Below are 26,674 nucleotides of genomic sequence, written 5' to 3'. Positions count from 1 at the left end.
ATTTCCGCTGATGCTGCTGTCCACGCTGCTGTTCTCCAATACGCTGCTGGCGCAGACCGCGCCGGAAGTGCTGCGCAAGCCGGTTGGCAAGGGCGCCTATGAAATGGCCTACAGCCCGAGCGAGAACGCGCTCTACCTGGCGACGTCGCAGAGCCGCAAGCTGGACAAGGGCGGCATCGTTTACCGCCTGGATCCGACCACGCTGGACGTGACCCAGATTATTCATAACGACATCAAACCGTTCGGCGCCGCCGTCAACGCCAAGACCGGCACGCTGTTCTTCGGCAACACGGTCAATAACTCGGTGACCGCCATCGACGCCAAGACCGGCGACGTGAAAGGCCGTCTGGTGCTGGACGCGCGCAAGCGCTCCGAGACCGTCAAGCCGCTGGCGCCGCGCGAACTGGTGGCGGATGCCGACAGCGATACCCTGTACATCACCGGTCTGGGTGAATCCAGCGTAGTGTGGGTGGTGGACGGCAAGGATCTGACCCTGCGCGCCACCGTGACCGACACCGGCAAATACGGCACCGGCCTGGCGCTGGACGCCGCCGCCAAACGTCTGTACGTCACCAACGCCGACGGCGAGCTGGTGACCATCGACACCCAATCCAATAAGGTGCTGTCGCGCAAGAAGCTGGATGAGTCCAAAGAGCACTTCTTCCTGAACATCAGCCTGGATTCCGCTACCCATCGCGCGTTCATCACCGATTCCAAGCAGCCGCAGGTGCTGGTGGTGGATACCCGCAACGGCAACATTCTGAGCAAGATCGACGTGCCGGAATCGCTGGCGGTGCTGTTCAACCCGGCGCGCAATGAAGTTTACGTCACCCATCGCCAGGCGGGCGAAGTGAGCGTAATCGACGCCAAGAGCTACAAGGTGCTGAACACCATCAAGACGCCGACCCACCCGAACAGCCTGGCGCTGTCGCCGGACGGCCAGACGCTGTACGTCAGCGTCAAGCAGGCTTCCAGCCGCGAGAAAGAAGCCACCGCGCCGGACGACGTGATCCGCGTAGCGCTGAAATAATCCCGCTCAGGGTACGCGCATATCGAACAGGCGAAGCGGTGACGCTCCGCCTGTTTTTTTTCGCCCAAGGATCTGCGGTATAAAGAGTGTATTGATCCGTTAACCCGAAGGAACGTTGGTTATGCCTGCCTCGCGTACCCCGCTGTTATTGTCCGTTATCACCCTGCTGCTGCTGGCCGCGCTGATCCACAGCGGCATCCGCCCTTACGATCGCCCCACCTGGCTGATGGAGGTGGCGCCGGTATTGGTAGTTTTGCCGCTGCTGTGGCTGACTTATCGCCGCTATCCGCTGACGCCGCTGCTCTACACGCTGATTTTCGTCCATGCGCTGATCCTGATTTTCGGCGGCATGTACAGCTACGCCCGCGTACCGCTGGGGTTTGAGGTGCAGCAGTGGCTGGATCTTGGCCGCAACCCGTACGACAAACTGGGGCATTTCTTCCAGGGATTGGTGCCGGCGCTGGTGGCGCGCGAGATCCTGCTGCGCGGCGGCTATGTGCAAGGGCGCAAGATGCTGGGCTTCGTGGTGTGCTGCATCGCGCTGGCCATCAGCGCCGTTTACGAGCTGATCGAGTGGTGGGCGGCGCTGGCGCTGGGCCAGGGCGCCGACGAGTTTCTCGGCACCCAGGGCGACCCGTGGGACACCCAGTCCGATATGTTCTGCGCCTTGCTCGGTGCGCTATGCGGTTTGCTACTGTTCGCCGGTTGGCAAGACCGGCAAATTCGCCGCCTGTGTCGATAAATCTTGGTAACAAAGGCGTGGTTGGAGGGGGCTGCATTTAATCGCGTTTACCGCCGGTTCAGCGTATTTGTGCTATATCACTGGTTCGGAGCGGCTGTTTGAATGCGAGACTGAGTTTGATCATTACCCCCTTATCCCGAAAAGCGTACGCAGTATGGATGTCGTTAACGATAGGGCTCAGCTTTGCGTGGCTAAATCTTTTGGATCTCTATAACAACGACACGTTGTTCTTTCAGAAGTTAACGATTTCCGTCATCAATAACACCTCGTTCGCCGATGTCGTCGCCTCTTACCTGAGACTGATTCTGTATCTACCTTTCGGGCTGTTGGCGATCGTGTTGACGCTGTTGTTTTGCGCCCGGCGGCTATGCGATACCCGGCTCTTTGTGCTCGCTTGGCCGATTTCTCTGGCGGTCTTCTTGGTCTTTTGGTTTGTTAATGTCGCTTTCCCCGGACATCTCAATCTGGTGTTGGTCGCTAAATCTTGCGTACTGGCACTGATTGGGCTGGTTCCGCCGAGGAAACGAGAGGCCGAATAATCGAACGCAGTTCGATGGAGAGTCCTGGCCCTGAAAAGCAAAAACCCGCCTTTTGGGCGGGTTCTTTAAATATGGTGCCCGGACTCGGAATCGAACCAAGGACACGGGGATTTTCAATCCCCTGCTCTACCGACTGAGCTATCCGGGCAACGGGCAGCATTAAACCGTATTGGCCGATGGCCGTCAACGGCTTTATGCATGAAAGGCGTTAAAACGCGTCCGGTTGCTGGCTTTTCAGGCAAAGGGCGCAAAAATTGCGCCTGTTCAGGCTATCTCCTTGGGCTGACGGCGCCGCAAGCGCGGCTCGCCTAGCTTAGCGCCCCGTTGCGGCGGCACTGCGCCACCTGCAAGATGTCTTCCGCCAGCCGTTTGGCGACCGATACGTCCTGGAGCTGGCGTTTTACCAGCAGTTTGCTCAGGCAGCCTTCCTGAATCAATTCCATTTGCTGCGCCACCATGTCGGCGTCGTCGGCGTCCATTTCGCGCAGCAGTTCGCGGGTCAGCTCCAGCGAGGTCAGCTTTTGCTGCTCCGCCAGTTGGTGGATCGGGTGATCCGTTTCTGGGAAGAAGCTGCAGGCGGCAATAAACAGGCAGCCGGGATAGCGGTCTTGCTGCACGTATTCCGCCAGTACGTCATAGCGCGCCAGCAACTTTTGCTGCGGGCTCAGGTTTTCATCCAGCAGCAGCTGGCGGCGCCAGGTGTCGATCTGTTGGCCGTGGTAGCGCAGGCAGTCGTACAGCAGCGCTTCGCGATCCGGCCAGAACCGTTTGAGATCGCCGGGCTGAACGTCGAGTTTTTCCGCCAGCATCTCTAATGTGGCGGTCGCCAGGCCCTGTTGTTCCAACAGGCCCAGCGCAGTATCAAGGACGTGTTCACGTTGCACTTGTGCTTCCTCCCATTCACTTCCAATCTTCAGTGTCAGTTATCGCATCACTTTCTGCAAATGCGCGTTGAAGGCTTCCGCCTTCATAAAACCGGTGACCCGCTCGGCCGTCAGCTCGCGGCCTGCCGGATCGAAGAACAGGATCGTCGGCAGCCCCAGCACCTGCAGGTGCTTCAGCAGCGCCGCTTGTTCCGTGCCGTTAGCGGTGACGTCCGCCTGCAGCAGCACCGCGTTGGCCAGGCTCGCCTGCACCGCGGCATCGCTGAAGGTGTATTTCTCGAACTCTTTGCAGGCTACGCACCAGTCGGCGTACAGGTCCAGCATCACCGGTTTGCCCCGAGCCTGTTGCAGCGCGAGATCGAGCTGTTCGACGTTGTTGATGCGGGTAAAGGCCAGATGCGGTTGAGCCGCCTGCTGCGCCTGGTCGGTGCCGAAAGCCCAGTCCTGCAGCGGCCGCGCGGTGATCACCGCTGCCGCCAGCAGCAGCAGTTGCAGAGCGCGCGTCCAGCCGCGCGCGCTTCTCAGGCTCAGGGCGAAGGCCCAGCCGAAGAACGCCAGGCCGAGCAGGCTCCACAGGCGCAGGCCCCACAGGTCGCCGATCACCCGCTCCAGCAGGAACACCGGCAGCGCCAGAATGACGAAGCCGAAGGCCTCTTTCACGTACTGCATCCACGGGCCGCTGCGCGGCAGCAGGCGGTTGCCGAACAGGGTGACGATCACCAGCGGAATGCCCATTCCCAGCGCGTACAGGTACAGCGTGCCGCCGCCGGCCCACAGGTTACCGCTCTGGGCGATATACAACAGGATGGCGCTGAGCGGCGCGGTGGTGCAGGGCGAGCAAATCAGCCCGGCCAGGGCGCCCATCAGGAACACGCCGGTCAGCGAGCCGCCGCGTTGGGTGTTGCTCCAGTTCGCCAGCCGGGTTTGCAGCGCCGAGGGCAACTGCAGGGAATAGAGGCCGAACATCGACAGCGCCAGCGCGATAAACAGCACCGACAGGCCGATCAGCACGTAAGGGTGCTGCAGCGCCGCCTGGAACTGCAATCCTGCTGCGGCCACCACCAGCCCCAGCAGGGTGTAGGTGAGCGCCATGCCCTGCACGTAAACCACCGCCAGCGCCAGAATGCGGCCGCTGCTTTGCGGCCGGTCACGGCCGAGGATGATGCCGGAGATTAGCGGGTACATCGGCAGCACGCACGGGGTGAAGGCGATGCCGATGCCGATCAGCAGCGCCCACAGCGGCGAGAACGGCAGGCTGGCCGGTGCGGCGGGCTGTTCGGTTGGCGCAGGGGCAGCCGCCGGGAGCGGGTCGGCATCGCCGGCGCTGACGGCATCCAGCGGGATGATGCGGGTTTCCGGCGGATAGCAGAAGCCGGCCTCGGCGCAGCCCTGATAGGTGACGCTGAGGCTGGCGTTGGCCGCCGCCTGTTGCAGCGGCACCTGCAGATTCAGCTGCTGTTTGAAAATCGCCACTTCGCCGAAGAACTCGTCCTTGTGGCTCAGCCCTTCGGGCAGGGTAAAGGCGCCGAGCGTCGCCTGCTGCGGCACCAGTTTGATCTGCTGGCGATACAGGTAGTAGCCGGGGCGGATCTGCCAATTCAGCGTTACCTGGCTGCCTTGCTGTTTGAAATCGAAGGCGAAGGCCTGATCGACAGGCACGAACTGGCTGCCGCCCTTCGGCGCGAACAGCGAAGCCTGCGCTGACTGCGGCAGAAAGAACAGGCTGCACAGCAGCAAAATCAGTTTAAGGAAGCGTTGATCCATAACAGGTAGTCTTTATCTCCGGCCATCACCGGCAGCACCAGTAGCTCGGGCGTCTGGTAGGGGTGATGTTGTTTCAGGGTGTCGAGCAGGGCCTGCTGACGGCGGCGATCGCTTTTGAACAGCATCTGCACTTCGTATTCCTGTTCCAGTTTCCCTTCCCAGTAATACAGCGAGGTAGCGCCGGGCAGCAGCGTGGCGCAGGCCGCCAGCTTATCGCCCAGGACCCGCGCCGCCAGTTCCTGGGCGCTGGCTTCATCGGGTGCGGTACAGAGTATGACGACAGCTTCGCAATCAGACATCTTCAGCCCTCTCATCGGTTCGAATGGGCACTATACCCTGAAGGCGGATTGGCTAGAAGGCGAGTTTATCGCCAGAAGGAAAACCGGGGCCGCAGCCCCGGTCGGAGCGTTACAGCATGATGCTGCCGAGCAGGAAGCCGAATATCACGGCGAAAATCACGCCCATGGTGCCGGGAATGAAGAACGGATGGTTGAACACGAAGCGGCCGATACGCGTGGTGCCGGTATCGTCCATCTGCACCGCGGCGACCAGCGTCGGGTAGGTCGGCAGGATGAACAGGCCGGAGACGGCGGCGAAGGAGGCGACGGCGGTCAGCGGCGACACGTTCAGCGCCAGCGCCATCGGCATCAGCGCCTTGGCGGTAGCGGCCTGCGAGTACAGCAGCGCCGAGCAGAAGAAGAAAATCACCGCCAGCAGCCACGGGTGCGCCTGAATGACGCTGCCGGCCGTCTCTTTGATCCAGTCGATGTTGGCCTGCACGAAGGTATCGCCCAGCCAGGCGACGCCGAGGATACAGATACAGGCGCTCATGCCGGCCTTAAAGGTGCTGGAGTTCAGCACCATGTCGGTGTCGACGCGGCACAGCAGGGTGGTCAGCGTGGCGACGCTCAGCATGATGATCAGGATGGCGTTGGTGGTGTTCATCAGCGGCTTGGCCACCAGGCCAAGACCCGGGCTGTTGATGATGGCGTAAGCCACTACGCACAGCACGCCCAGCAGGAACAGCAGCACCGAGGTTTTGGCGCGCGGTTTGATCTCCAGCGCGTTGTTGCCGCGCAGGGTGATCAGGCCTTCTTCCAGGCGTTTCAGGTACACCGGATCGTTAGACAGCTTGGAGTCGAACAGCCAGGTCACCAGCAGCGACATCACCAGCACGGCGCAGAAGGTGGACGGGATCACCACCATCAGCAGGTGCAGGTAGCTGACGCCGTGGCCTTCCATCACCGAAGACATGTACACCACCGCGGCGGAGATCGGCGAGGCGGTGATGGCGATCTGGGCGGACACCACGGCGGTCGACAGCGGCCGGCAAGGCTTGATGCCCTGTTCTTTCGCCACTTCGGCGATCACCGGCAGCGCCGAGAGCGAGATGTTGCCGGTGCCGGCGAAGATGGTCAGGAAGTAGGTGACGATAGGGGCGAGAATGGTGATGTGCTTGGGGTTCTTGCGCAGCAGCTTTTCGGTCTGCTGTACCAGGTAATCCATCCCCCCGGCGACCTGCATCGCGGAGATCGCCGCGATCACCGCCATGATGATGGAAATCACGTCGAAGGGAATGCTGCCCGGCTTGACGCCGATCAGCGCCAGGACCAGAACGCCCAATCCCCCCGCGAACCCGATACCGATACCGCCCAACCTGGCCCCTAAAAAGATGGCCAGCAGAACGATAACCAATTCTACGGCTAGCATAGTGTTTACTCCTTAAAATGAGAGAAATTGAAAATCAAACGTTAAAATTTTGTGGGCGCCTAAAAGTAAAAAGGCACGCTATCCAGAGGATTTAGCGTGCCTTTCAGGGCTACCGGGTAGGTCTGTTATTGTTCATTTTCATCCGTATAGCGTTTGGCTTTATAGGCCGGGTGCATCAGGTTCTCCACGGAGAAGATGTCATCCAGCTCGGCTTCGGTCAGCAGGCCGCGTTCCAGCACCACTTCACGCACGCTCTTGCCGGTTTCGGCGCAGATCTTCCCGACGATGTCACCGTTATGGTGGCCGATGAACGGGTTCAGATAGGTGACGATACCGATCGAGTTGAAGACGTAGTGTTCGCAGACTTCTTTATTCGCGGTGATGCCGTTAATGCATTTTTCCAGCAGGTTGTAGCAGGCGTTGGTCAGGATGTGGATCGACTCGAACATCGCCTGGCCGATCACCGGCTCCATCACGTTCAGCTGCAGCTGGCCCGCTTCGGCCGCCATGGTAACGCAAGTGTCGTTGCCAATCACCTTGAAACACACCTGATTGACCACTTCCGGCACTACCGGGTTCACTTTGGCCGGCATGATGGACGACCCCGCCTGCAGCTCCGGCAGGTTGATTTCGTTCAGGCCGGCGCGCGGGCCGGAGGAGAGCAGGCGCAGGTCGTTGCAGATTTTGGACAGTTTCACCGCCAGGCGTTTGAGCGCGCTGTGCACCATCACGTAGGCGCCGCAGTCGGAGGTGGCCTCGATCAGGTCTTCCGCCGGCACCACCGGCAGGCCGCTGACTTCCGCCAGTTTTTGCACCGCCAGCGGCTGATAGCCTTCCGGGGTGTTGAGCGCGGTGCCGATGGCGGTGGCGCCCAGGTTCACTTCCAGCAGCAGCTCCGCGGTGCGGTGCAGGTTGCGGGTCTCTTCGTTCAGCAGCACGCTGAAGGCGTGGAATTCCTGGCCGAGGGTCATCGGTACCGCGTCCTGCAGCTGGGTGCGGCCCATTTTCAGGATGGTTTCGAACTCTTTCGCCTTGCGGTCGAAGCCTTCGCGCAGCTGGTTGATGGCGTCGATCAGCTTCTGGTTGGAGGCGTACACCGCGATGCGGAACCCGGTCGGGTAGGCGTCGTTGGTGGACTGGCACTTATTGAGGTGATCGTTCGGGTTCAGGTACTGGTATTCGCCTTTTTGGTGGCCCATCAGCTCCAGGCCGATGTTCGCCAGCACTTCGTTGGTGTTCATGTTCAGCGAGGTGCCTGCGCCGCCCTGGAACACGTCCACCGGGAACTGATCCATGCACTTGCCTTTATCCAGTACCTCGTCGCAGGCCTGGATGATCACGTCGGCGATTTTGCGCGGGATGGTTTTGAGTTCTTTGTTGGCCATCGCCGCGGCCTTTTTCACCATCACCATGCCGCGAACGAACTCGGGGACATCGCTGATTTTGCTGTTGCTGATGTAGAAGTTTTCAATCGCACGCAGAGTGTGGACTCCGTAGTAAGCGTCTGCGGGGACTTCACGTGTTCCTAACAGGTCTTCTTCGATACGAATGTTGTTTGACATGAGAACCTTCTCTATGTGTTGCTGCCGAATTAATAATGTGTCAGGTCAAGGCTAATAAGGGCACAGCCTAAATTAATGTTGCCGAAGGCTTGGGGCGTGAAACGATTAACCAAATCGCCCGTTGCTGCCCAGATCATATGCTGGTTGGTAAGAAATGACTGAATCCAGATCACCTTATGGTGTTTAAGGATATGCCCTTTTCCGGTTCTGTGACTTCTTTCACGTTTGTGAACTTTAGCAATAAAAACCGGCTCTCGGTTGAAATGGTGGGGTGATGCCCTCATTGTAATGGTGTCGGCCGTTTACGGCCTCTTTTTTCGCGCCGTCGCCCCGTGGCGGCCGTGCTTTACCTACCGATAGGAGAACCAGGTGCGCTGGTTACCGCTACTGCTGATATTTCTGCTGGCATACATAGAAATATCCATCTTTATCAAAGTCGCCGCCGTGCTCGGCGTGGCTGTCACCCTGCTGCTGGTGGTGTTCAGCTCCTGCGTCGGCATTTCGCTGGTGCGCAATCAGGGCATGAAAACCTTCGTGCAGATGCAGCAAAAACTGGCGGCCGGCGAAAGCCCGGCGGCGGAAATGGTGAAAAGCGTTTCGCTGGTGCTGGCGGGCTTCCTGCTGCTGATCCCGGGCTTCTTCACCGACTTCCTCGGCCTGTTGCTGCTGCTGCCGCCGGTGCAAAAAACGCTGACGTTGAAGTTGATGCCGCATCTGTCGGTTTATCGCCCCGGCGGTTGGACGGGCGGTGACGCCGCTAACGGCAACACTTTCGACGGCGAATTCCAGCGCAAGGACGACGAACGCTCGGTGCTGGAACACCGCCCGGACGAGGAGCGCAAGCCTCACGATCGTTAAGCAAACGCGGCTCAGGCCGCGTTTTTTCTCTCTGTAGCACCCGCGCGGCCAAAAATGCGAAATTTTTTTCGTTAGCCCCCTTGAAGGGGGCTGGAACGCCCCCATCTCAAATGCCACGAGGCCGGTAATAACAACCATCCGGTGTACAACCCTAAATCTGATAGAGACCTTCTTACAGGAGAGCGTTCAATGAGTATTCGTCCATTGCATGACCGCGTTATCGTCAAGCGCAAAGAAGTTGAATCAAAATCTGCTGGCGGCATCGTCCTGACTGGCTCTGCTGCGGGTAAATCCACTCGCGGTGAAGTGGTTGCAGTGGGTAAAGGGCGTGTGCTGGAAAACGGCAACATCCAACCGCTGGATGTGAAAGTTGGCGATATCGTGATTTTCAACGACGGCTACGGCGTGAAAGCAGAGAAGATCGACAATGAAGAAGTGTTGATCATGTCCGAAAGCGACATTCTGGCAATTGTTGAAGCGTAATTGCGCTTTATCTTCTGAACTGAACGAGTTGAAGGGAAATACCAATGGCAGCTAAAGACGTAAAATTCGGCAATGACGCTCGCGTGAAAATGCTCCGCGGCGTGAATGTTCTCGCTGATGCAGTAAAAGTGACCCTGGGCCCGAAAGGCCGCAACGTAGTGCTGGATAAATCTTTCGGCGCACCGACCATCACCAAAGACGGCGTTTCCGTTGCGCGTGAAATCGAACTGGAAGACAAGTTCGAGAACATGGGTGCACAGATGGTGAAAGAAGTGGCCTCCAAAGCGAACGACGCGGCGGGCGACGGCACCACCACTGCAACCGTACTGGCGCAATCCATCATCACCGAAGGCCTGAAAGCGGTTGCTGCAGGCATGAACCCGATGGATCTGAAGCGCGGCATCGACAAAGCGGTTGTCGCCGCGGTTGAAGAACTGAAGAAACTGTCCGTACCTTGCTCCGATTCCAAAGCTATCGCTCAGGTAGGCACCATCTCCGCCAACTCCGACGAAACCGTGGGTAAACTGATCGCGGAAGCGATGGAGAAAGTGGGCAAAGAAGGCGTTATCACCGTTGAAGAAGGCACCGGCCTGCAAGACGAGCTGGACGTGGTTGAAGGTATGCAGTTCGACCGCGGTTACCTGTCCCCATACTTCATCAACAAGCCGGAAACCGGTTCTGTTGAGCTGGAAAGCCCGTTCATCCTGCTGGCTGACAAAAAGATCTCCAATATCCGCGAAATGCTGCCGGTGCTGGAAGCCGTTGCCAAAGCAGGCAAGCCGCTGCTGATCATCGCTGAAGACGTTGAAGGCGAAGCGCTGGCGACCCTGGTGGTCAACACTATGCGCGGCATCGTGAAAGTGGCTGCCGTTAAGGCGCCTGGCTTCGGCGACCGCCGTAAAGCCATGCTGCAGGACATCGCAACCCTGACTGCCGGTACCGTTATCTCTGAAGAGATCGGTCTGGAGCTGGAAAAAGCCACCCTGGAAGATCTGGGCCAGGCAAAACGCGTTGTGATCAACAAAGACACCACCATCATCATCGATGGCGTGGGCGACGAAGCGACCATCCAGGGCCGCGTTGCTCAGATCCGTCAGCAGATCGAAGAAGCGACCTCTGACTACGATCGTGAAAAACTGCAGGAGCGCGTAGCGAAACTGGCCGGCGGCGTTGCCGTTATCAAGGTTGGCGCAGCGACTGAAGTTGAAATGAAAGAGAAGAAAGCCCGCGTTGAAGACGCCCTGCACGCGACCCGCGCCGCAGTGGAAGAAGGCGTGGTGGCCGGCGGTGGCGTAGCGCTGATCCGCGTTGCAGGCAAAATCGCCGCGCTGAAAGGCGACAACGAAGACCAGAACGTGGGTATCAAAGTTGCGCTGCGCGCAATGGAAGCCCCTCTGCGTCAGATCGTGGTGAACGCCGGTGAAGAAGCTTCCGTTATCGCCAACCAGGTGAAAGCGGGCGAAGGCAGCTACGGCTACAACGCTTACTCCGAAGAATACGGCGACATGATCGCGATGGGTATCCTGGATCCAACCAAAGTTACCCGTTCTGCTCTGCAGTACGCGGCTTCCGTGGCTGGCCTGATGATCACCACCGAATGCATGGTTACCGACCTGCCGAAGGCTGACGCACCGGATCTGGGCGCAGCAGGCGGCATGGGCGGCATGGGCGGTATGGGCGGCATGATGTAATCATCCCCCACAAGCTTGTGTGCTGAGAACCCCGGTCAAATGACCGGGGTTTTTTATGCCTGCGCGCCGCCGCACTGTATTTGATGATATTTTTGCCGCCGGGGGCGATTTAGCTGGTAAACTGTTAAGTCATCAGCTGTCGCTCAAGACGTTGGCCCGCTCGCGTGGCAACGGATGCTTAAGAGATGGCATCGCTTTCTGATAAGCTTTTGCGTAATTCTCAACATCGAATGGGGAACAAGATGCGGATTAAAGCCTTACTGGGTCTCTCGGCAGCGATGCTGCTGGCGGGTTGCAGCACCACTCATGAACTGACCGCTGCGGGTCAGCAGATCAAGTTCACCGACAGCAAGCCGGCGGCGGAATGCCAGCTGCTGGGGGAAGTGACCGGCACCCAGAGCAACTGGCTGTCCGGCAACGGCGGTGAAGGCAGCTCCATGCGTGGGGCGGCCAACGATCTGCGCAACAAGGCGGCGGCCATGGGCGGCAACGTGATCTACGGCGCCAACAGCCCGAGCCAGAACCTGCTCTCCAGCTTCGCACCGCTGGACAGCAAAATGGTCGGCCAGGTTTACAAGTGCCCGTAAGGCGCTGAGGCCGCAGCCGCAAAGAGGTAAAAAAAGAGGAATGCCACGGCATTCCTCTTTTCGTTGGGGCATTTGGCGCACGTTACTCCTGCATCAGGCGCAGATCGATCGGCGTTTTGCTCGGTTCGCCGCCCACTTCGCGCGTCAGGCGCGGCACCAGATAACCGGACACCTTGCTCAGCAGCGCCTGCATGATGGCGCGCGCTTCATCGTCGCTGACCATGAAGTGCGCCGCGCCCTGCACCTTGTCCAGCACGTGGATGTAGTAAGGCAGGATACCGGCGTCGAACAGCGCGTTGCTGAGCGCCGCCAGCGTGTCGGCATCGTCGTTGACGTCGCGCAGCAGCACGCTCTGGTTGAGCAGCGTGACGCCGGCGAGGCGCAACTGCGCCATGGCGCTTTGCAGATCGCGGTCAATTTCGTTGGCGTGGTTGATGTGGGTGACCATCAGCACCTGCAGGCGCGAGGCCGACAGCAGGCGGCACAGCGCCGGCGTGATGCGCGCCGGGATCACCACCGGCAGACGGGTGTGAATGCGCAGGCGTTTCAGGTGCGGGATGGCCTCCAGCTCGCCGACCAGCCACTCCAGCTCGCTGTCTTTGGCCATCAGCGGATCGCCGCCGGAAAAAATGATCTCGTCCAGTTCCGGGTGTTGGCGGATATAATCCAGCGCCTGCCGCCAGTTGTTCTTGTTGCCCTGATTATCCTGATAGGGGAAGTGGCGGCGGAAGCAGTAACGGCAGTTGACCGCACAGCCGCCCTTGACCAGCAGCAGCGCGCGATTGCGGTATTTGTGCAGCAGGCCCGGCACCACGCTGCGCTGCTCATCGAGCGGATCGGTGGTGAACCCTGGGGCGTTGATGAACTCCTCTCTGGCGGTCAGCACCTGGCGCAGCAGCGGGTCGTTGGCATCGCCGGGGCGCATGCGCGCAGCGAAGGCGCGCGGCACGCGCAGGGCAAACAGCCGGCGGGCATCGCGCCCCTGCGGCAGTTCCGGGTGCGTATTCAGTGACAAAAGCTGCAGTAATTCATCTGGATCGGTAATAACATCGGCGAGTTGATGCAACCAATCTTCTCTATGTGCCGTACTTTGGGTTATAATGTGTGCCATTTTTTTGGCTAAGCTACCAGTTCAAATATTCAGAGGGCCATCATGGCGACTTATTCTAGCAACGATTTCCGTCCGGGTCTTAAAATCATGTTCGAGGGCGAACCTTACGCCGTCGAAGCCAGTGAGTTCGTTAAGCCGGGCAAAGGCCAGGCGTTTGCACGCGTGAAAATGCGTCGTCTGCTGACCGGCACCCGCGTGGAAAAAACCTTCAAGTCTACCGATTCTTGCGAAGGCGCAGACGTGATGGACACCAACATGAACTACCTGTACAGCGACGGTGAGTTCTACCACTTCATGCACCCTGAGTCTTTCGAACAGCATCAGGTTGACGGCAAAACCGTCGGCGACGCGGCCAAATGGCTGCAGGATAACGCAGAGTGCATCATCACCCTGTGGGATGGCCGTCCAATCGCCGTTCAGCCGCCGAACTTCATCGAAGCGGAAATCACCGATACCGATCCTGGCCTGAAAGGCGATACCGCAGGGACTGGCGGCAAGCCGGCTACCCTGAGCACCGGCGCCGTGGTTAAAGTGCCGTTGTTCGTCCAGATCGGCGAAGTGATCAAAGTTGACACTCGCTCTGGCGAATACGTCTCTCGCGTTAAATAAGTTTCAAAGCAGAGGAACCCCCGCGGTTCCTCTGTTTTATCCCATCCCCGTTCGTTGGCAGAAAACCCGCATGTTCAAGAAAACGTTGTTGGCCGTGCTCTCCCTGTTGTTCCTTTTCTCCCTTAGCGGTTGCAATACGTTTCGCGGTTTCGGCGAAGACGTGCAGCATCTCGGCGGCGCCATTTCGCGCACGGCCAGCTGATCCCGCCCTTTAACCCGATGTATTTGCGCCACAAAGCCGGTGGTGATTCCACTCCCTGCGCCAATTTTGACTAAGCTTAGAAAGCCGTACTTTTTCATCAACGACAAATAAGGACTTTCTTATGCTGAAGAAAAGTATTATCGCGATCTTCTCTTTGATGATTTTGACCTCGTTGACCGCCTGTAATACCACCCGCGGCGTGGGTGAGGACATTCAGGCCGGCGGCAAGGCCATTCAGCGCAGCGCGGAATAATCCGTTCTCCACCCGGCGGCGTTCCGCGTGCGGAGGGCCGCCGCATTTCCTCCTCTTGCCTGAGCGTTAACGCTGCTGCTATCCTGCCGCAGTGCGGGTGAGGTTACCCGCCGTTCTTCACCCCGCTGAACGGGACGCCCCGTTTACGCGTCATTATATCGGGGACGACCCCAGTGGAAGGGAGGCCGTCTCATGGCCTGGATTATTCTGCTTATCGCCGGTTTGCTTGAAGTGGTTTGGGCTATCGGCCTGAAATACACCCACGGTTTTACCCGGCTGACGCCGAGCATCATCACCATCGCCGCGATGGTGGTCAGCATGTTGTTGTTGGCCAACGCGATGAAAACGCTGCCCGCCGGCACCGCTTATGCGGTGTGGACCGGCATCGGCGCGGTGGGCGCGGCCATCATGGGCATGGTGCTGTTGGGCGAGTCGACCAATATCGCGCGTATCATCAGCCTGTGCCTGATCGTGGTCGGCATCCTCGGGCTGAAGTTCAGCAGTCACTGATCGGCGGGCTGCTCCACCCAGATCAGCGCATCGGTGGCGAAACCGTAGCCTTTGGCCGTCTGCAATAAGCTGTCGCGTACGCCGGCGTCGAGCGTCGGGGTGCGCGACAGGATCCACAGATAGTCGCGGTTAGGGCCGCAAACCAGCGCGTAGCGATACTCCGGATCCAGGGCTATCACGTTATAGCCGCCGTAGAAGGGGCCGAAGAACGACACTTTCAGCGCCGCGACCTGCGGTGAACCGATAAAGTAGGCTTTGCCTTCGCTTTCTTGCCATTGCTGTTTCTGCGGATTGAAGCCGCGATTGATGACTTTCAGCCCGCCGTCGGCGCGTGGGCTGTAGTGGGCGGTCACCCGCTGCAAACCGCGTTCAAAACGATGATCCAGACGCGCGATTTCGTACCAGGTGCCGAGATAGCGCTGACTGTCGAAAGGGGTCACGACCTTGATGTCTTTGGGCGGGGAGACGCTGCAAGCGACGGAGAGCAGGGCGGAAAGCATGACGCTAAGCTTTGACCATAAACGCATCGTTGACTCCTGTTTACCGGGGGCGAGTAGACAGTGTAGCCGATGAGCAAAGGGCGGCCAACGGGCGTTGGCCGCCTGAGCGGTTTACAGGGTGACGACGCCGATAACGGTGACCACGCTGAGGATCGCCGCCAGACCGTAGAACACCCATTTGCCGGCCGGTACGTGGATCTTCAGATCGTGCATCGCATGGTGGATGCGGTGCAGGCCGCACCACAGTGGCAGAATGATCATCAGCAGCAGGAACAGGCGGCCGATCAGGCTCTGGCAGAACGCCAGCACGCGCTCGTAACCCAGTGCTTCACCGGGGAACAGCCCCAATGGCAGCAGAATACCGACCAGCAGCACGATGGCCGGTGCGACGATCGCGCCCCACATGCCGCCGGCGCCGAACAATCCCCAGAAAACCGGCTCGTCGGAGCGTTTAGGTGCTTGATTTATCATGTTTCCTCCGGATTAGATCAGGGCCACGGCCAGGATGACCACGCTGACGACGATGGTGACGGCCCACAGCCCTTTCACGATGGGGCCTGGCCCCATTTTCTCGCTGTTGACCACGATATTGGCGGCCTTCGGCGCCAAATCGAACCAGGTTTTGGTGTGCAGCGCCGCCGCCAGCAGGGCGACGACGTTGATCAACAGCACCAGCGGGTTCTGCAAGAAGCCGACGAAGCCGGCCCAGCTCTCGGCGCCACCCTTCAGCGCGAACACGCCGTAGAGCAGCACGATGCTGAACCAGACCGCCAGCACCGAGGTGCCTTCGCGCAGCATGTAGAAACGGTAAAAGCCGAGCTTTTGCCACCAGGTGGGCGTCATGGTGCGCACATAGGGCTTACGTTGAGTTGTCATGGCAATTTTTCTCCCTTATTGCGGCTTCAGCATGGCGATCATGAAGTCTTTGGCGCTCTCCACCTTGCCCTGCTGGATGGCGGCGGCGGGATCGACGTGTTTCGGACAGACTTCTGAGCAATAGCCGACGAAGGTGCAGCTCCAGACGCCGTTTTGGCCGTTAAGCTGCGGCATGCGCTGTTTCTTGCCGTGGTCGCGGTTGTCCAGGTTGTAGCGGTGCGCCAGCGTGATCGCCGCCGGGCCGATAAACTCGGGGTTGAGGCCGAACTGCGGACACGCGGCGTAGCACAGGCCGCAGTTGATGCAGCCGGAGAACTGGTGATACTTGGCCATCTGCGCCGGGGTCTGCACGTTCGGGCCGTCTTCCGGCTTGCGATCGTTGCCGATAATGTAAGGCTTGATCGCCTCCAGACTTTCGATGAAGTGAGTCATGTCGACCACCAGATCGCGCTCGATCGGGAAGTTGCCCAGCGCTTCGACCTTCATGCCGCCGACGTAATCGCGCAGGAAGGTTTTGCACGCCAGCTTCGGCACGCGGTTGACCATCATGCCGCAGGAGCCGCAGATCGCCATGCGGCAGGACCAGCGGTAGGAGAGATCCGGCGCCAGGTTATCCTTGATGTAGCCCAACGCGTCGAGCAGCGAGGTCTGTTCGTCGTAAGGCACGGCGTAGGTGACGAAATGCGGCTCGGCGTCGCTTTCCGGGTTATAGCGCATGACTTCGATCTTCAGGGTTTGCATCTCAGCCATTTGCCTGCTCCTTATTCTTTTTCTCCTGCGCTTCGGCTTCTGCGCCGTAGACGCGTTTGGCCGGCGGCAGCTTGGTGATTTTCACGTCGCTGTATTCGAGACGCGGCGCGCCCTGCGGGTTATGGAACGCCAGCGTATGCTTGAGGAAGTTGACGTCGTCGCGCTCGGTGCAGCCTTCGTCCAGGCGCTGGTGAGCGCCGCGCGACTCTTTGCGGTTAAACGCGGAGTGCGCCATGCATTCGGCGACGTCCAGGCCGTAGCCCAGCTCGATGGTGTACAGCAGATCGGTGTTGAACACGCTGGAGTTGTCGGTGATGTTGACGCGCTTGAAGCGCTCTTTCAGCTCCGCCAGCTTATCGATGGTTTTTTGCATCAGCTCCGGCGTGCGGTAGATGCCGCAGCCCTCTTCCATCGACAGCCCCATTTCGTCGCGGATCTTCGCCCAGTTTTCGTTGCCTTCCTGCTTCATCAGGTTGCTCAGGCGGGTTTCGACATCGCGGGTTTGCGCATCCAGCGCGCTGCCGTTGGCCGGCGCGGTTTCCAGCGCGCGACGCGCCGCGTGCTCACCGGCGACGCGGCCGAACACCACCAGTTCTGCCAGCGAGTTGGAGCCGAGACGGTTGGCGCCGTGCAGGCCGACGGAGGAGCATTCGCCGACCGCGAACAGCCCCTTGATGCGGGTTTCGCAATTCTGGTCGGTTTCAATGCCGCCCATGGTGTAGTGCGCGGTAGGGCGCACCGGGATCGGATCTTTCACCGGATCGACGCCGACGTAGGCCTTGGCCAGTTCGCAGATGAACGGCAGCCGCTCCAGCAGCTTTTTCTCGCCCAGGTGGCGCAGATCGAGGTAGACCACGTCGCCGCGCGGGGTGGCGATGGTGCGGCCGGCGCGCCATTCGTGCCAGAAGGCCTGGGACACCTTGTCGCGCGGGCCCAGCTCCATGTATTTGTTCTTCGGCTCGCCCAGCGGGGTTTCCGGGCCCATGCCGTAATCTTGCAGGTAACGGTAGCCGTCCTTGTTCACCAGAATGCCGCCTTCGCCGCGGCAGCCCTCGGTCATCAGGATGCCGGAACCGGGCAGGCCGGTCGGGTGATACTGCACGAACTCCATGTCGCGCAGCGGCACGCCGTGGTGGAACGCCATGCCCATGCCGTCGCCGGTAACGATGCCGCCGTTGGTGTTGTAGCGGTAGACGCGCCCGGCGCCGCCGGTGGCCATCACCACCGCGTTGGCGCGGATCTGCACGCGGGTGCCTTCCATCATGTTGAGCGCCACCAGGCCGCGCGCCTGGCCGTCATCCACCAGGATATCCAGCACGAAGTGCTCGTCGAAGCGTTGGATCTGCGGGTATTTCAGCGAGGTCTGGAACAGGGTGTGCAGCATGTGGAAGCCGGTCTTGTCGGCGGCGAACCAGGTGCGTTCGATCTTCATGCCGCCGAAGCGCCGCACGTTGACCGACCCATCCGGTTTGCGGCTCCACGGGCAACCCCACTGCTCGAGCTGGGTCATCTCGCGCGGGCACTGATGCACGAAGTGATCGACCACGTCTTGTTCGCACAGCCAGTCGCCGCCGGCGACGGTGTCGTGGAAGTGGTAGTCGAAGGTATCGTGATCCTGGGTGACGGCGGCGGAGCCCCCCTCGGCGGCGACCGTGTGGCTGCGCATCGGGTAGACCTTAGAGATCAGCGCGATTTTCAGTTGGGGATTGGCTTCCGCTGCGGCTATTGCTGCACGTAAACCAGCGCCCCCGGCCCCAATAATGGCAAGATCGGCGTTAAAGGTTTGCACTGCATTCCTCCAATGTTCTTGTTAAGAACGGCAAGTTAAATATCTATGCTTAAAATTTAGCGAGCTCTTCGGGTGCTAACTAATTGAACCGATTAATGTTGCTTAAAGGTTAAGGATAGATATCTCCCACCAATAATGGGGAATTAACTATACCTAAAGTTAAGTAGTCGAAATTTGATGTGATCGATTGTTTTGTCGATTAACGCTCGACCAACAGGCTTGCCTGCCTTTTCGCGTGTTCGGCGTGCTTTACCCTTTTTAACGCGCTTTTGTCGCCTATTTATCGGAAATTGGCGTTATGGCCGGTTGCGCATCGTGAAGAATTTGTTTGGCTGCAAGGATGCGAGTAGACTGCATCCCCTGTTTGATTTCGGAGTTAATTACCATGAGCGAAACGGCAAGCTGGCAGCCTAGTGCACCCATCGCCAATTTGTTGAAACGCGCAGCGATTCTGGCTGAGATCCGGCGTTTCTTCGCCGATCGTGGCGTGCTGGAAGTTGAGACGCCCACCATGAGCCAGGCGACGGTCACCGACGTTCACCTGTTCCCGTTCGAGACGCGTTTCGTCGGGCCGGGGGCGGCAGAGGGCCTGACGCTATACATGATGACCAGCCCGGAATATCACATGAAGCGCCTGCTGGCGGCGGGCAGCGGCCCGATCTACCAAATGGGGCGCAGCTTCCGCAATGAAGAAGCCGGGCGGCATCACAACCCGGAATTCACCATGCTGGAGTGGTACCGTCCGCACTACGACATGTACCGCCTGATGAACGAGGTGGACGATTTGCTGCAACAGGTGCTGGACTGCGAGAGCGCGGAGACCCTGTCTTATCAGCAGGCGTTCCTGCGCCATCTGGACATCGATCCGCTGTCGGCGGAGAAGGCGCAGCTGCGTGAAGCGGCGGCCAAGCTCGACTTGAGCAACATCGCCGATACTGAAGAAGACCGCGATACGCTGCTGCAGCTGCTGTTTACCGTGGGCGTGGAGCCGCATATCGGCCGTGAAAAGCCGGCGTTCGTTTACCACTTCCCGGCCAGCCAGGCGGCGTTGGCGGAGATCAGCACCGAAGACCACCGCGTGGCGGAGCGTTTCGAGGTGTACTTCAAGGGCATTGAGCTGGCGAACGGTTTCCGCGAGCTGACCGACGGCCGTGAACAGCAGCAGCGCTTCGAGCAGGACAATCGCAAACGCGCGGAGCGCGGCCTGCCGCAGCAGCCGATCGACTACAACCTGCTGGCGGCGTTGCAGCACGGCATGCCGGAATGTTCCGGCGTGGCGCTGGGCGTGGATCGCCTGGTGATGCTGGCGCTGGGCGCCGAGAGCCTGAGCGACGTGTTGGCTTTCCCGGTTGGGATCGCCTGACGTTTCAGGCGCAGAGAAAAGCAAAAGGGTCGGCATTTGCCGGCCCTTTTTTTATCGCGAGAACCGCTTACAGCCCCCCGGCGTCGCGCTTGGTGTTCGGCGCCGGCGTGGACGGCGGCGTACGGCCGTTGTTGGTCAGCCGCGACAGCGTCTCGGTGCGCACCTGGAACGGCGGGTACGGCAGCGTGATGCCGTGCTCGCGGTAGCCCGCCAGGATCAACTGGTGGATCTCGTGGCGCAGCGGCATGCGGTGGCCCATCTCGGCGGCGTAAATACGCATCTCGAAGATCTGAATGCCCTGTTGCAAATCGACCAGGTAGACTTCCGGCACCGGATTGTCCAGCACCAGCGAACAGCGCTCGGCAGCGTTCATCAGGATCTTGGTCACCTCTTCGCTATTGGCCTCGCCCGGGGCCGGCACGGTCAGCACCACGCGGGTGATGGCGTCCGAGAGCGACCAGTTGACGAACTGCTCGGTGATGAACGCCTTGTTCGGCACGATGATCTCTTTGCGGTCCCAATCGGCGATGGTGGTCGCACGGGTATTGATCTTGGTTATCGTGCCGGTCAGGTTGCGGATCGTTACGGTATCGCCGATGCGGATCGGCTTCTCGAACAGGATGATCAGGCCGGAGATGAAGTTGGAGAAAATCTCCTGCATGCCAAAGCCGAGACCCACGCTGAGCGCGGTGACCACCCACTGCAGTTTCGACCATTCGATGCCGATCCAGGAAAAGCTGAGAATGGCGCCGAACAGCAACAGCAGGTATTTGGTGATGGTGGTGATGGCGTAACCGGTGCCCGGCGACAGATCCAGGTGCTGCAGCACCGCCAGTTCCAGCAGCGCCGGCAGGTTGCGCACCAGCTGCATGGTGATGATCAATACCAGAATGGCGATCAGCACTGCGCCGAGGGTGATCGGATGGGCGGTTTCCACGCCGTTGACCGTCGAGGTCACGTCCCACAGCGAGATATTTTCCAGGAAGCTGAAGGCGGAGTGGATCTCCGACCACAAAACGATCACCGACACCAGCGCGATCAGCGTCAGGATCGAACGCACCAGCCGCAGCGACTGGGCGCTGATGGTATCCAGGTCTATCTCTGAGTAGTCCATATCCACCGAACCTTCGGTGCTGTTCGGGGTATGCGAGGTTTCGTCTTCGCCGCGGGCGCGCTGGGCCAGAATGTCCGCGCGGCGCTGTTTGGCGCGGTCGAAGGCGATGCGTCGCCGTTGGATCAGCATCCAGCGGCGGATGATGTGGTAGACGACCAGCAGCAGGAACCAGATCGCCACCGAAGTTTCCAGGCGCGCCAGCAGCGCCTGCGCGGTGGTGAGATAACCGACGCTCGACGCCAGCGCCGCCAGCAGCGGCGCCGACAGCAGCAGCCCCCAGAAGGCGCTGTTGAGCATGTTGTCGCCGGAGCCGTTTTTATCCAGATACAGCGGGATGCCGGCGCGCTTGAGGCTGTGGGTGACCAGCGCCAGCGCCAGACACAGCAGAATGAAGCACAGCCGCCCCAGCGTGTTGGCGAACTCGCGCTCTTTCAGGCTATCGAAGGTGATCAGCGCCATGATCAGCGGCACGATCAGCCAGATCGACATCTTGTAGTAGCGCATGGCGCGCGAAACCTGCTTCGCCGGCCAGCGGAAGTGCACGATGAACAACCCTTGCGGGTGGGCGAAGGCGGCGCAGATCATGCAGATCCACAGGATCGGTAGCGTGGCGGTCACCCCTTTGCCGATCGCTTCCGCCACCGGGTAGTTCCAGGCGCTCTGCAGGCCGTAGCCGAGCGCGGCCCACAGCACCGGCAGCGGCATCGCCACCAGAATCGACCAGAACACGGTGCGCACCGTCAGGAAGAATTCGTCCTGCGTCACCTTGCCGACGCGGCTGCTGGCGCGTTCGAGGAAGGCGTGGTAGTGCTTGCGCGAACTGATGCTGAAAATCACCAGCAGCAGGGCGCCGAAGATCGGGATCAGCGTTTCGCGGCTGGTCACCATCATCATGAAGGCGCCGCCGAGCTGCGACAGCGTGTCCAGCGACAGAACGCGCGTCAGATCGTGCGCCACGTTGAGCGGATAAGAGAAGTTGATCGGATTGACGTCCGGCACCCAGAACAGATAGCGGTGGGTGGCGTCGCGAATTTCGTTCAACGCTTCGATCAACTGAGTGTTGGCCACCTTCAGCTTGGTCAGCTCGAGGATTTGGGTGTCGCAACCGGACAACAACGAGTTCAGCAGCTCGCGCTGGGTGCGCAGCTGGGCATCGACGATGCGCTGCTCCTGGTTGGTCAGCGCGCTGCCGTCGTCGCGCTTGAATTCGCGCTGCGACAGTTTTTCCAGCTGAGTTTCAAACTGCAGGCGCTGCACGCGCAGCTGGGCCATGTCGCCGTCCAGCTGTTGCGGCTTGGGCATTTCCGGCAGCGTCGCCACCTGGGCGCGCAGGGTTTCCCCCAGCGCCGACGACGAACCGAGCCACTGGGCCTGCTCGATGATGGTGCTCAGCGCCTGGCGCACCTGTAGCGTCTGCGCCGCCGCCTGCCGCTGCTGCGATGAAATCAGATCCATGCGCTGCGCCTGGCTGTTCAGCGCGGCGGACAGTTCGCGGTTGATCTGCAGCTGTTGGCTGATGCTTTTTGGCAAATCGCCGTTCTGCTCGGCCAGCTGCTCGGTTTTTTCCAGCGCCTGTTCCGCTTCGCGTTGGCGCTGGGCGTTGAGGTTGTTGCGCAGCGCCTGCAGCTGAACGTCTATTTTCTCGTGGCGCTTTTTATAGACTTCGGCGCGCATGCGCGCCAGCTCCTGCCGGTTGTTGGCCGACAGCTGCGCCAGTTCCAGCTCGTCCACTTTGGCCTTGCGCGCCGCGGCTTCGGTCTGCAGCAGGGCCAGGGCGGCCTGCGCGTACGGCGTGGTCGGGTTGGCGGGCTGCGCCTGCAGGCGGCGCTGCACTTCCGTCAGCGCACGGCGGGCGTCGGTCTGCTGCTGCGGCAGCTGGCCGAGCGAATCGCTGATTTCCCGCGTGCGATCCTGCTCTTGCTGCAGCAGGCGCGCCTGTTCCAGCAGCAGACTGCTGGTTTGCAGGATCTGCTGTTCCAACTCGGCGGCCGGCAGATCGTCGCCGTTCGGCAGGATCTTGTTGCTTTCCAGCACCAGCTGACGGCGCAGTTCCTGCGTCATCTTCGGGAAATCGTCGATCACCCTCTGATACTGCTCGGAGCGAGTCTGCGACTCTTTACGCTCCGCCAGCCAGTTGAGGGCGCTTTGCAGCGCCTCGGTGGTCTCCGCCTGATTCGGCGCGTTTTTGCTGCTTTCCGCCTGCTTCAGCTCTTGCTTGAGCTGGGTCTCGGTCGGCAGGGGAGCGGCCAGCGCCGGTTGCCACAGCAGGCAACCGAGCAAAAGCGTGATGATCAGGCGCACGGCGTCGATTCCTTTAGAGCGGGGTCTGTGGTGTTTCAGCGGCGGCCGGGATTTCGGCGAACGCCTCACCCATGCGGGTGACGGTGCCGTTTTGCAACTGCGGCGCGAGCTGCACGCTGCCTGCGGTAAACAGATTGATCACCGTGGAGCCAAGCTTGAAGCGGCCCATCTCGGCGCCTTTTTCCAGCGCGATGGCGCCCTCTTCACCGGCGGCCGGGTAGGTCCAGCGTTTGATGATGCCTTCGCGCGGCGGCGTGACGGTGCCGGCCCAAACGGTTTCGATGCTGCCGACAATGGTGGCGCCGACCAGAATTTGCACCATCGGCCCGATGTCGGTGTCGAACACGCAGATCACGCGCTCGTTGCGCGCGAACAGGTTAGGCACGTTGGCGGCGGTGAGCGGGTTGACCGAGAACAGATCGCCCGGCACATAGATCATTTCGCGCAGCACGCCGGCGCATGGCATGTGCACGCGGTGGTAATCGCGCGGCGCCAGATAGGTCGTGGCGAACAGGCCGTTGCGGAACGGTTCGGCCAGCAGGTAGTTGCCGGCCAGCAGCGCTTCCAGGCTGTAGTGATGGCCTTTGGCCTGGAAGATTTGATCGTCGCGGATCGGGCCGAGCTGGCTGATGGCGCCATCGGCGGGCAGCGCCAGCCAGTTGGCGTCGGCGATGATTGGGCGTGCGCCATCGCGCAGCGGGCGCACGAAGAAGTCGTTGAAGGTGGCGTAAGACGCCAGGTCCGGATTTTGCGCTTCCTGCATGTCCACGCGGTAGAAGCGGGCGAAGGCCTTGATCACCAGTTGGGTCAGCCAGCCGGCCCGTTTGTCGGCGCCCCAGCCCGCCAGGCGGGTCAGCGCCAGCTTCGGTAGCCAATATTGCAATTTAATCTTGATGCTATCCAGCACGTTAACCTCGTGAATCAGGGTAAAGGGCGCGCATTGTAACGAGGGCCTCGCCGTCGTCAATGCCCGCCCGTCAGTGTCAGTCTGCGGCGTCCGTGAAGTTCTTGCGAACCTTCACCTGCGCCATGCTTTCCAGAATGCGGTGATAGTTGTCGAAACGCTCTTCCGCGATATCGCCTTTCTCCATCGCCGCGCGGATGGCGCAGCCGGGATCGGTATCGTGGCGGCAGTCGCGGAATTTGCAACCGCCTAAATAATCACGGAATTCGACAAATCCGCGGGTGATTTGTTCCGGCTCCAGGTGCCACAGGCCAAACTCGCGCACCCCCGGGGAGTCGATCACGTCGCCGCCGTGCTGGAAATGGTACAGCCGCGCGGCGGTGGTGGTATGTTGCCCGAGGCCCGATACGTCGGAAACCTGATTTACCAGAATTTGCTCTTCGGACGGCGGCAGCAGCGCATTCAGCAGGCTGGATTTGCCGACGCCGGACTGGCCGGCGAAGATGCTGATGCGCCCGGCCAGCGCCTGTTCGAACTCCGCCATGCCTTCTCGCGTCTGGCTGGAGACTTCCAGCACCCGGTAGCCAATCTTGCGATAGATATCCATCATGCCGTCGACCAGCTTGCGCGCTTCGGCGTCCAGCAGGTCGATTTTGTTGAGCACGATCAGCGGCTCGACTTCGAGCGTTTCGCAGGCCACCAGATAGCGGTCGATGATGTTCAGCGACAGCTCGGGCAGGATCGCCGACACGATGACGATCTGATTGATATTGGCGGCGATCGGCTTCACGCCGTCGTAGAAGTCCGGGCGCGTCAGCACCGAGGTGCGTTCGTGCACCGCTTCCACGATGCCCTTCACCCCTTCATGGGCGCCCAGGCCGGGGCGCCACACCACGCGATCGCCGGTGACCAGCGAACGCAGCGTACGGCGGATATTGCAGCGGTGCTGAGTGCCATCCGGCGCCTCAACGTCGGCGTGCATGCCGAAACGGCTGATGACGACGCCTTCCTGCGGCTCGCCCAGTTGGGAATCATCCGGTTCCGGTTTGTTATCAGCGCGCTTCAGACGGCGCTGATGGTTCGCCTGCACGCGGCGTTGCTGACCTTTGGACAGTTTGTTCTTACTCACTGCGCCTCACTTGACTCGATTTTATACCTTTACACGTACGGCGGCGGTTGGGGCCTTCCCCGGCCGCAGCCTTGAACCCGTCGGGGTATATGTCGCCCAGGGCGACCAAAAAGACTATGATACACGCTATTTTATATTAAATAACCGTTGTTAGCCGTCGGCTGCGGCGCGTCGCCACCGGCGGCGCCCGCCGTCTCGTCCGCACAGCGTTTTTCTCTCGGCTTTTAGGCAGGAAACATCATGACAGGAAACGAAAATAACCTGATTTGGATCGATTTGGAGATGACCGGGCTGGATCCCGAGCGTGACCGCATCATCGAGATCGCCACGCTGGTCACCGACGCCAACCTGAACATCCTGGCGGAAGGGCCGGTGATCGCCGTGCATCAGTCCGACGAACAGCTGGCGCTGATGGACGAGTGGAACGTGCGCACCCATACCGGCAGCGGGCTGGTGGAGCGGGTGAAAGCCAGCCGCCAGGACGATCGCGCCGCCGAGCTGGAAACGATAGCCTTCCTGCAGCAGTGGGTGCCGGCCGGCAAATCGCCGATCTGCGGCAACAGCGTGGGCCAGGATCGCCGTTTCCTGTTCCGCTATATGCCGGAGCTGGAGGCCTACTTCCATTACCGCTACCTGGACGTCAGCACGCTGAAGGAGCTGGCGCGCCGCTGGAAGCCGGAAATTCTCGCCGGCTTTAAAAAGCAGGGCACCCATCAGGCGCTGGACGACATTCGTGAATCGGTGGCCGAACTGGCGTATTACCGCGAACATTTCATCCAGCTCTAAGGTGCGAGGGCCTCTGCGGGGAAAAAATGCCGGTTTTAGCCGCTTAATTCGCCAATCTGGCGCTTTAATCGGCAATCAAACAAAAATCGCGTTTTTTTGCTTTCAGGGGCTTGCGGCAAAAAGGATTTCTCGTATAATGCGCACCCCGTACCGATGAAGAATTTCGTAACGTTCCACCATCGATACGCCGGGCGGGAATAGCTCAGTTGGTAGAGCACGACCTTGCCAAGGTCGGGGTCGCGAGTTCGAGTCTCGTTTCCCGCTCCAAATTCAACAATGTCGCGATGCGGCATGATGAATAAATAAAGCAGTATCAAGCAGTACCTATGCGACGCGGGAATAGCTCAGTTGGTAGAGCGCAACCTTGCCAAGGTTGAGGTCGCGAGTTCGAGCCTCGTTTCCCGCTCCAAAAATTCAAAGGTCACGCCAGTGTTTGGTGGCCGGATGCCAAAAGCATCTCAATGCGGGAATAGCTCAGTTGGTAGAGCACGACCTTGCCAAGGTCGGGGTCGCGAGTTCGAGTCTCGTTTCCCGCTCCAATTTTCTCTTCGTTTCAAACTCAAATCCAACGCCTTATCCGGCGCGGGTTTTTGTCCCGTTTTACACGCCTGGTAAAAATGTTGTGAA

The 26,674-nt window shown here is 60.1% G+C and carries 27 protein-coding genes and 4 tRNA genes; 16 read left to right on the top strand and 15 right to left on the bottom strand.

The window, feature by feature from the left end:
* Positions 1-10 precede the first annotated feature (10 nt).
* The 3 genes from ACSBQQ_RS16950 (at position 11) to ACSBQQ_RS16940 (ending at position 2,311) form a co-directional block, all read left to right on the top strand.
* Complete coding sequence (locus tag ACSBQQ_RS16950) at positions 11-1,030, top strand: YncE family protein (protein ID WP_371514405.1); 1,020 nt, start codon at positions 11-13, stop codon at positions 1,028-1,030.
* Between the two features lie 121 nt (positions 1,031-1,151).
* Entirely contained in the window at positions 1,152-1,772 is a 621-nt protein-coding gene (locus tag ACSBQQ_RS16945) for a DUF2238 domain-containing protein (protein WP_039567879.1), read from the top strand.
* 158 nt (positions 1,773-1,930) lie between these two features.
* Positions 1,931-2,311: a hypothetical protein gene (locus ACSBQQ_RS16940; protein WP_033649959.1), complete on the top strand. Its 381-nt coding sequence runs from the start codon at positions 1,931-1,933 to the stop codon at positions 2,309-2,311.
* 72 nt (positions 2,312-2,383) lie between these two features.
* Here the strand turns inward: ACSBQQ_RS16940 and ACSBQQ_RS16935 are convergent.
* The 6 genes from ACSBQQ_RS16935 to aspA form a co-directional block, all read right to left on the bottom strand.
* A tRNA-Phe gene (locus ACSBQQ_RS16935) sits at positions 2,384-2,459 on the bottom strand.
* 160 nt (positions 2,460-2,619) lie between these two features.
* On the bottom strand, positions 2,620-3,195 hold the full coding sequence (gene dicD, locus ACSBQQ_RS16930; protein ID WP_016929381.1) for a division control transcriptional repressor DicD: 576 nt from the start codon (positions 3,193-3,195) through the stop codon (positions 2,620-2,622).
* A gap of 39 nt (positions 3,196-3,234) precedes the next feature.
* Positions 3,235-4,959 (bottom strand): protein-disulfide reductase DsbD, encoded by a 1,725-nt coding sequence (locus ACSBQQ_RS16925; RefSeq protein ID WP_060428807.1) that lies wholly within the window; start codon positions 4,957-4,959, stop codon positions 3,235-3,237.
* Positions 4,935-5,258: a divalent cation tolerance protein CutA gene (gene cutA / locus ACSBQQ_RS16920; protein WP_004929657.1), complete on the bottom strand. Its 324-nt coding sequence runs from the start codon at positions 5,256-5,258 to the stop codon at positions 4,935-4,937. The genes ACSBQQ_RS16925 and cutA overlap by 25 nt, the downstream gene beginning before the upstream one ends.
* 109 nt (positions 5,259-5,367) lie before the next feature.
* Positions 5,368-6,669, bottom strand: coding sequence for an anaerobic C4-dicarboxylate transporter (locus tag ACSBQQ_RS16915; RefSeq protein ID WP_039567875.1), 1,302 nt, complete (start codon positions 6,667-6,669; stop codon positions 5,368-5,370).
* Positions 6,670-6,794: 125 nt separating this feature from the next.
* Positions 6,795-8,231 (bottom strand): aspartate ammonia-lyase, encoded by a 1,437-nt coding sequence (aspA, locus tag ACSBQQ_RS16910; protein WP_004929659.1) that lies wholly within the window; start codon positions 8,229-8,231, stop codon positions 6,795-6,797.
* Positions 8,232-8,600: 369 nt separating this feature from the next.
* On the opposite strand from aspA, the gene ACSBQQ_RS16905 reads away from it, so the two are divergent.
* The 4 genes from ACSBQQ_RS16905 to ACSBQQ_RS16890 all read left to right on the top strand — a co-directional run bounded on the left by ACSBQQ_RS16905 (position 8,601) and on the right by ACSBQQ_RS16890 (position 11,850).
* Positions 8,601-9,089: an FxsA family protein gene (locus tag ACSBQQ_RS16905; RefSeq protein WP_033636764.1), complete on the top strand. Its 489-nt coding sequence runs from the start codon at positions 8,601-8,603 to the stop codon at positions 9,087-9,089.
* Positions 9,090-9,278: 189 nt separating this feature from the next.
* Positions 9,279-9,572 (top strand): co-chaperone GroES, encoded by a 294-nt coding sequence (locus tag ACSBQQ_RS16900; protein ID WP_004929661.1) that lies wholly within the window; start codon positions 9,279-9,281, stop codon positions 9,570-9,572.
* A gap of 44 nt (positions 9,573-9,616) precedes the next feature.
* On the top strand, positions 9,617-11,263 hold the full coding sequence (gene groL / locus ACSBQQ_RS16895; protein ID WP_004929662.1) for a chaperonin GroEL: 1,647 nt from the start codon (positions 9,617-9,619) through the stop codon (positions 11,261-11,263).
* A 242-nt stretch (positions 11,264-11,505) separates the two neighbouring features.
* A complete protein-coding gene (locus ACSBQQ_RS16890) occupies positions 11,506-11,850 on the top strand; it encodes a DUF4156 domain-containing protein (RefSeq protein WP_025305007.1) in 345 nt (114 codons plus the stop codon).
* 82 nt (positions 11,851-11,932) lie between these two features.
* On the opposite strand, the gene epmB is transcribed toward ACSBQQ_RS16890, so the two are convergent.
* A complete protein-coding gene (gene epmB, locus ACSBQQ_RS16885; RefSeq protein ID WP_033636765.1) occupies positions 11,933-12,961 on the bottom strand; it encodes an EF-P beta-lysylation protein EpmB in 1,029 nt (342 codons plus the stop codon).
* A 42-nt stretch (positions 12,962-13,003) separates the two neighbouring features.
* Between epmB and efp the strand changes: the two genes are divergently transcribed.
* From efp to sugE, 4 genes are all read left to right on the top strand, one after another.
* Complete coding sequence (efp, locus tag ACSBQQ_RS16880; protein ID WP_004929666.1) at positions 13,004-13,570, top strand: elongation factor P; 567 nt, start codon at positions 13,004-13,006, stop codon at positions 13,568-13,570.
* Between the two features lie 70 nt (positions 13,571-13,640).
* Positions 13,641-13,772 (top strand): entericidin A/B family lipoprotein, encoded by a 132-nt coding sequence (locus ACSBQQ_RS16875; protein WP_019453400.1) that lies wholly within the window; start codon positions 13,641-13,643, stop codon positions 13,770-13,772.
* A 121-nt stretch (positions 13,773-13,893) separates the two neighbouring features.
* Entirely contained in the window at positions 13,894-14,025 is a 132-nt protein-coding gene (locus ACSBQQ_RS16870) for an entericidin A/B family lipoprotein (RefSeq protein WP_033636766.1), read from the top strand.
* A 192-nt stretch (positions 14,026-14,217) separates the two neighbouring features.
* Positions 14,218-14,535, top strand: coding sequence for a quaternary ammonium compound efflux SMR transporter SugE (sugE, locus tag ACSBQQ_RS16865; RefSeq protein ID WP_004929669.1), 318 nt, complete (start codon positions 14,218-14,220; stop codon positions 14,533-14,535).
* Here the strand turns inward: sugE and blc are convergent.
* The 5 genes from blc to frdA form a co-directional block, all read right to left on the bottom strand.
* Positions 14,529-15,062, bottom strand: a complete 534-nt coding sequence (blc, locus tag ACSBQQ_RS16860) for an outer membrane lipoprotein Blc (protein ID WP_033648715.1) — start codon at positions 15,060-15,062, stop codon at positions 14,529-14,531. The two genes, sugE and blc, sit on opposite strands and share 7 nt — an antisense overlap.
* An 84-nt stretch (positions 15,063-15,146) precedes the next feature.
* On the bottom strand, positions 15,147-15,506 hold the full coding sequence (gene frdD / locus ACSBQQ_RS16855) for a fumarate reductase subunit FrdD (protein WP_004929672.1): 360 nt from the start codon (positions 15,504-15,506) through the stop codon (positions 15,147-15,149).
* A gap of 12 nt (positions 15,507-15,518) precedes the next feature.
* On the bottom strand, positions 15,519-15,911 hold the full coding sequence (frdC, locus tag ACSBQQ_RS16850) for a fumarate reductase subunit FrdC (RefSeq protein ID WP_004929673.1): 393 nt from the start codon (positions 15,909-15,911) through the stop codon (positions 15,519-15,521).
* 15 nt (positions 15,912-15,926) lie between these two features.
* Positions 15,927-16,661, bottom strand: coding sequence for a succinate dehydrogenase/fumarate reductase iron-sulfur subunit (locus ACSBQQ_RS16845; RefSeq protein ID WP_033648713.1), 735 nt, complete (start codon positions 16,659-16,661; stop codon positions 15,927-15,929).
* Positions 16,654-18,450 carry a fumarate reductase (quinol) flavoprotein subunit gene (gene frdA, locus ACSBQQ_RS16840; protein ID WP_033638926.1) on the bottom strand — a complete coding sequence of 599 codons (1,797 nt, stop codon included), beginning with the start codon at positions 18,448-18,450 and terminating at the stop codon, positions 16,654-16,656. Before frdA ends, ACSBQQ_RS16845 begins: the two co-directional genes overlap by 8 nt.
* Positions 18,451-18,835: 385 nt before the next feature.
* Between frdA and epmA the strand changes: the two genes are divergently transcribed.
* Positions 18,836-19,813 carry an elongation factor P--(R)-beta-lysine ligase gene (gene epmA / locus ACSBQQ_RS16835; RefSeq protein ID WP_004929681.1) on the top strand — a complete coding sequence of 326 codons (978 nt, stop codon included), beginning with the start codon at positions 18,836-18,838 and terminating at the stop codon, positions 19,811-19,813.
* 67 nt (positions 19,814-19,880) lie between these two features.
* On the opposite strand, the gene mscM is transcribed toward epmA, so the two are convergent.
* The 3 genes from mscM to rsgA all read right to left on the bottom strand — a co-directional run bounded on the left by mscM (position 19,881) and on the right by rsgA (position 25,261).
* Entirely contained in the window at positions 19,881-23,228 is a 3,348-nt protein-coding gene (gene mscM / locus ACSBQQ_RS16830) for a miniconductance mechanosensitive channel MscM (protein WP_033648710.1), read from the bottom strand.
* A 13-nt stretch (positions 23,229-23,241) separates the two neighbouring features.
* On the bottom strand, positions 23,242-24,135 hold the full coding sequence (gene asd / locus ACSBQQ_RS16825; RefSeq protein WP_033636775.1) for an archaetidylserine decarboxylase: 894 nt from the start codon (positions 24,133-24,135) through the stop codon (positions 23,242-23,244).
* A gap of 76 nt (positions 24,136-24,211) precedes the next feature.
* Positions 24,212-25,261, bottom strand: a complete 1,050-nt coding sequence (rsgA, locus tag ACSBQQ_RS16820) for a small ribosomal subunit biogenesis GTPase RsgA (RefSeq protein ID WP_033638924.1) — start codon at positions 25,259-25,261, stop codon at positions 24,212-24,214.
* Between the two features lie 240 nt (positions 25,262-25,501).
* Between rsgA and orn the strand changes: the two genes are divergently transcribed.
* The 4 genes from orn (at position 25,502) to ACSBQQ_RS16800 (ending at position 26,586) form a co-directional block, all read left to right on the top strand.
* Positions 25,502-26,047 carry an oligoribonuclease gene (orn, locus tag ACSBQQ_RS16815; RefSeq protein ID WP_033636776.1) on the top strand — a complete coding sequence of 182 codons (546 nt, stop codon included), beginning with the start codon at positions 25,502-25,504 and terminating at the stop codon, positions 26,045-26,047.
* A 191-nt stretch (positions 26,048-26,238) separates the two neighbouring features.
* Positions 26,239-26,314, top strand: a tRNA-Gly gene (locus tag ACSBQQ_RS16810).
* A gap of 66 nt (positions 26,315-26,380) precedes the next feature.
* Positions 26,381-26,456 (top strand) — tRNA-Gly (locus ACSBQQ_RS16805).
* 54 nt (positions 26,457-26,510) lie between these two features.
* A tRNA-Gly gene (locus tag ACSBQQ_RS16800) sits at positions 26,511-26,586 on the top strand.
* Positions 26,587-26,674: the final 88 nt, after the last annotated feature.

Origin of the sequence: Serratia sp. G204Y, assembly GCF_051172435.1 — a bacterium.
GTDB classification, from domain to species: Bacteria; Pseudomonadota; Gammaproteobacteria; order Enterobacterales; family Enterobacteriaceae; genus Serratia; species Serratia sarumanii.
Note: the sequence above shows the minus strand (reverse complement) of the source record. Positions and strands in the feature narration are given on the sequence as shown.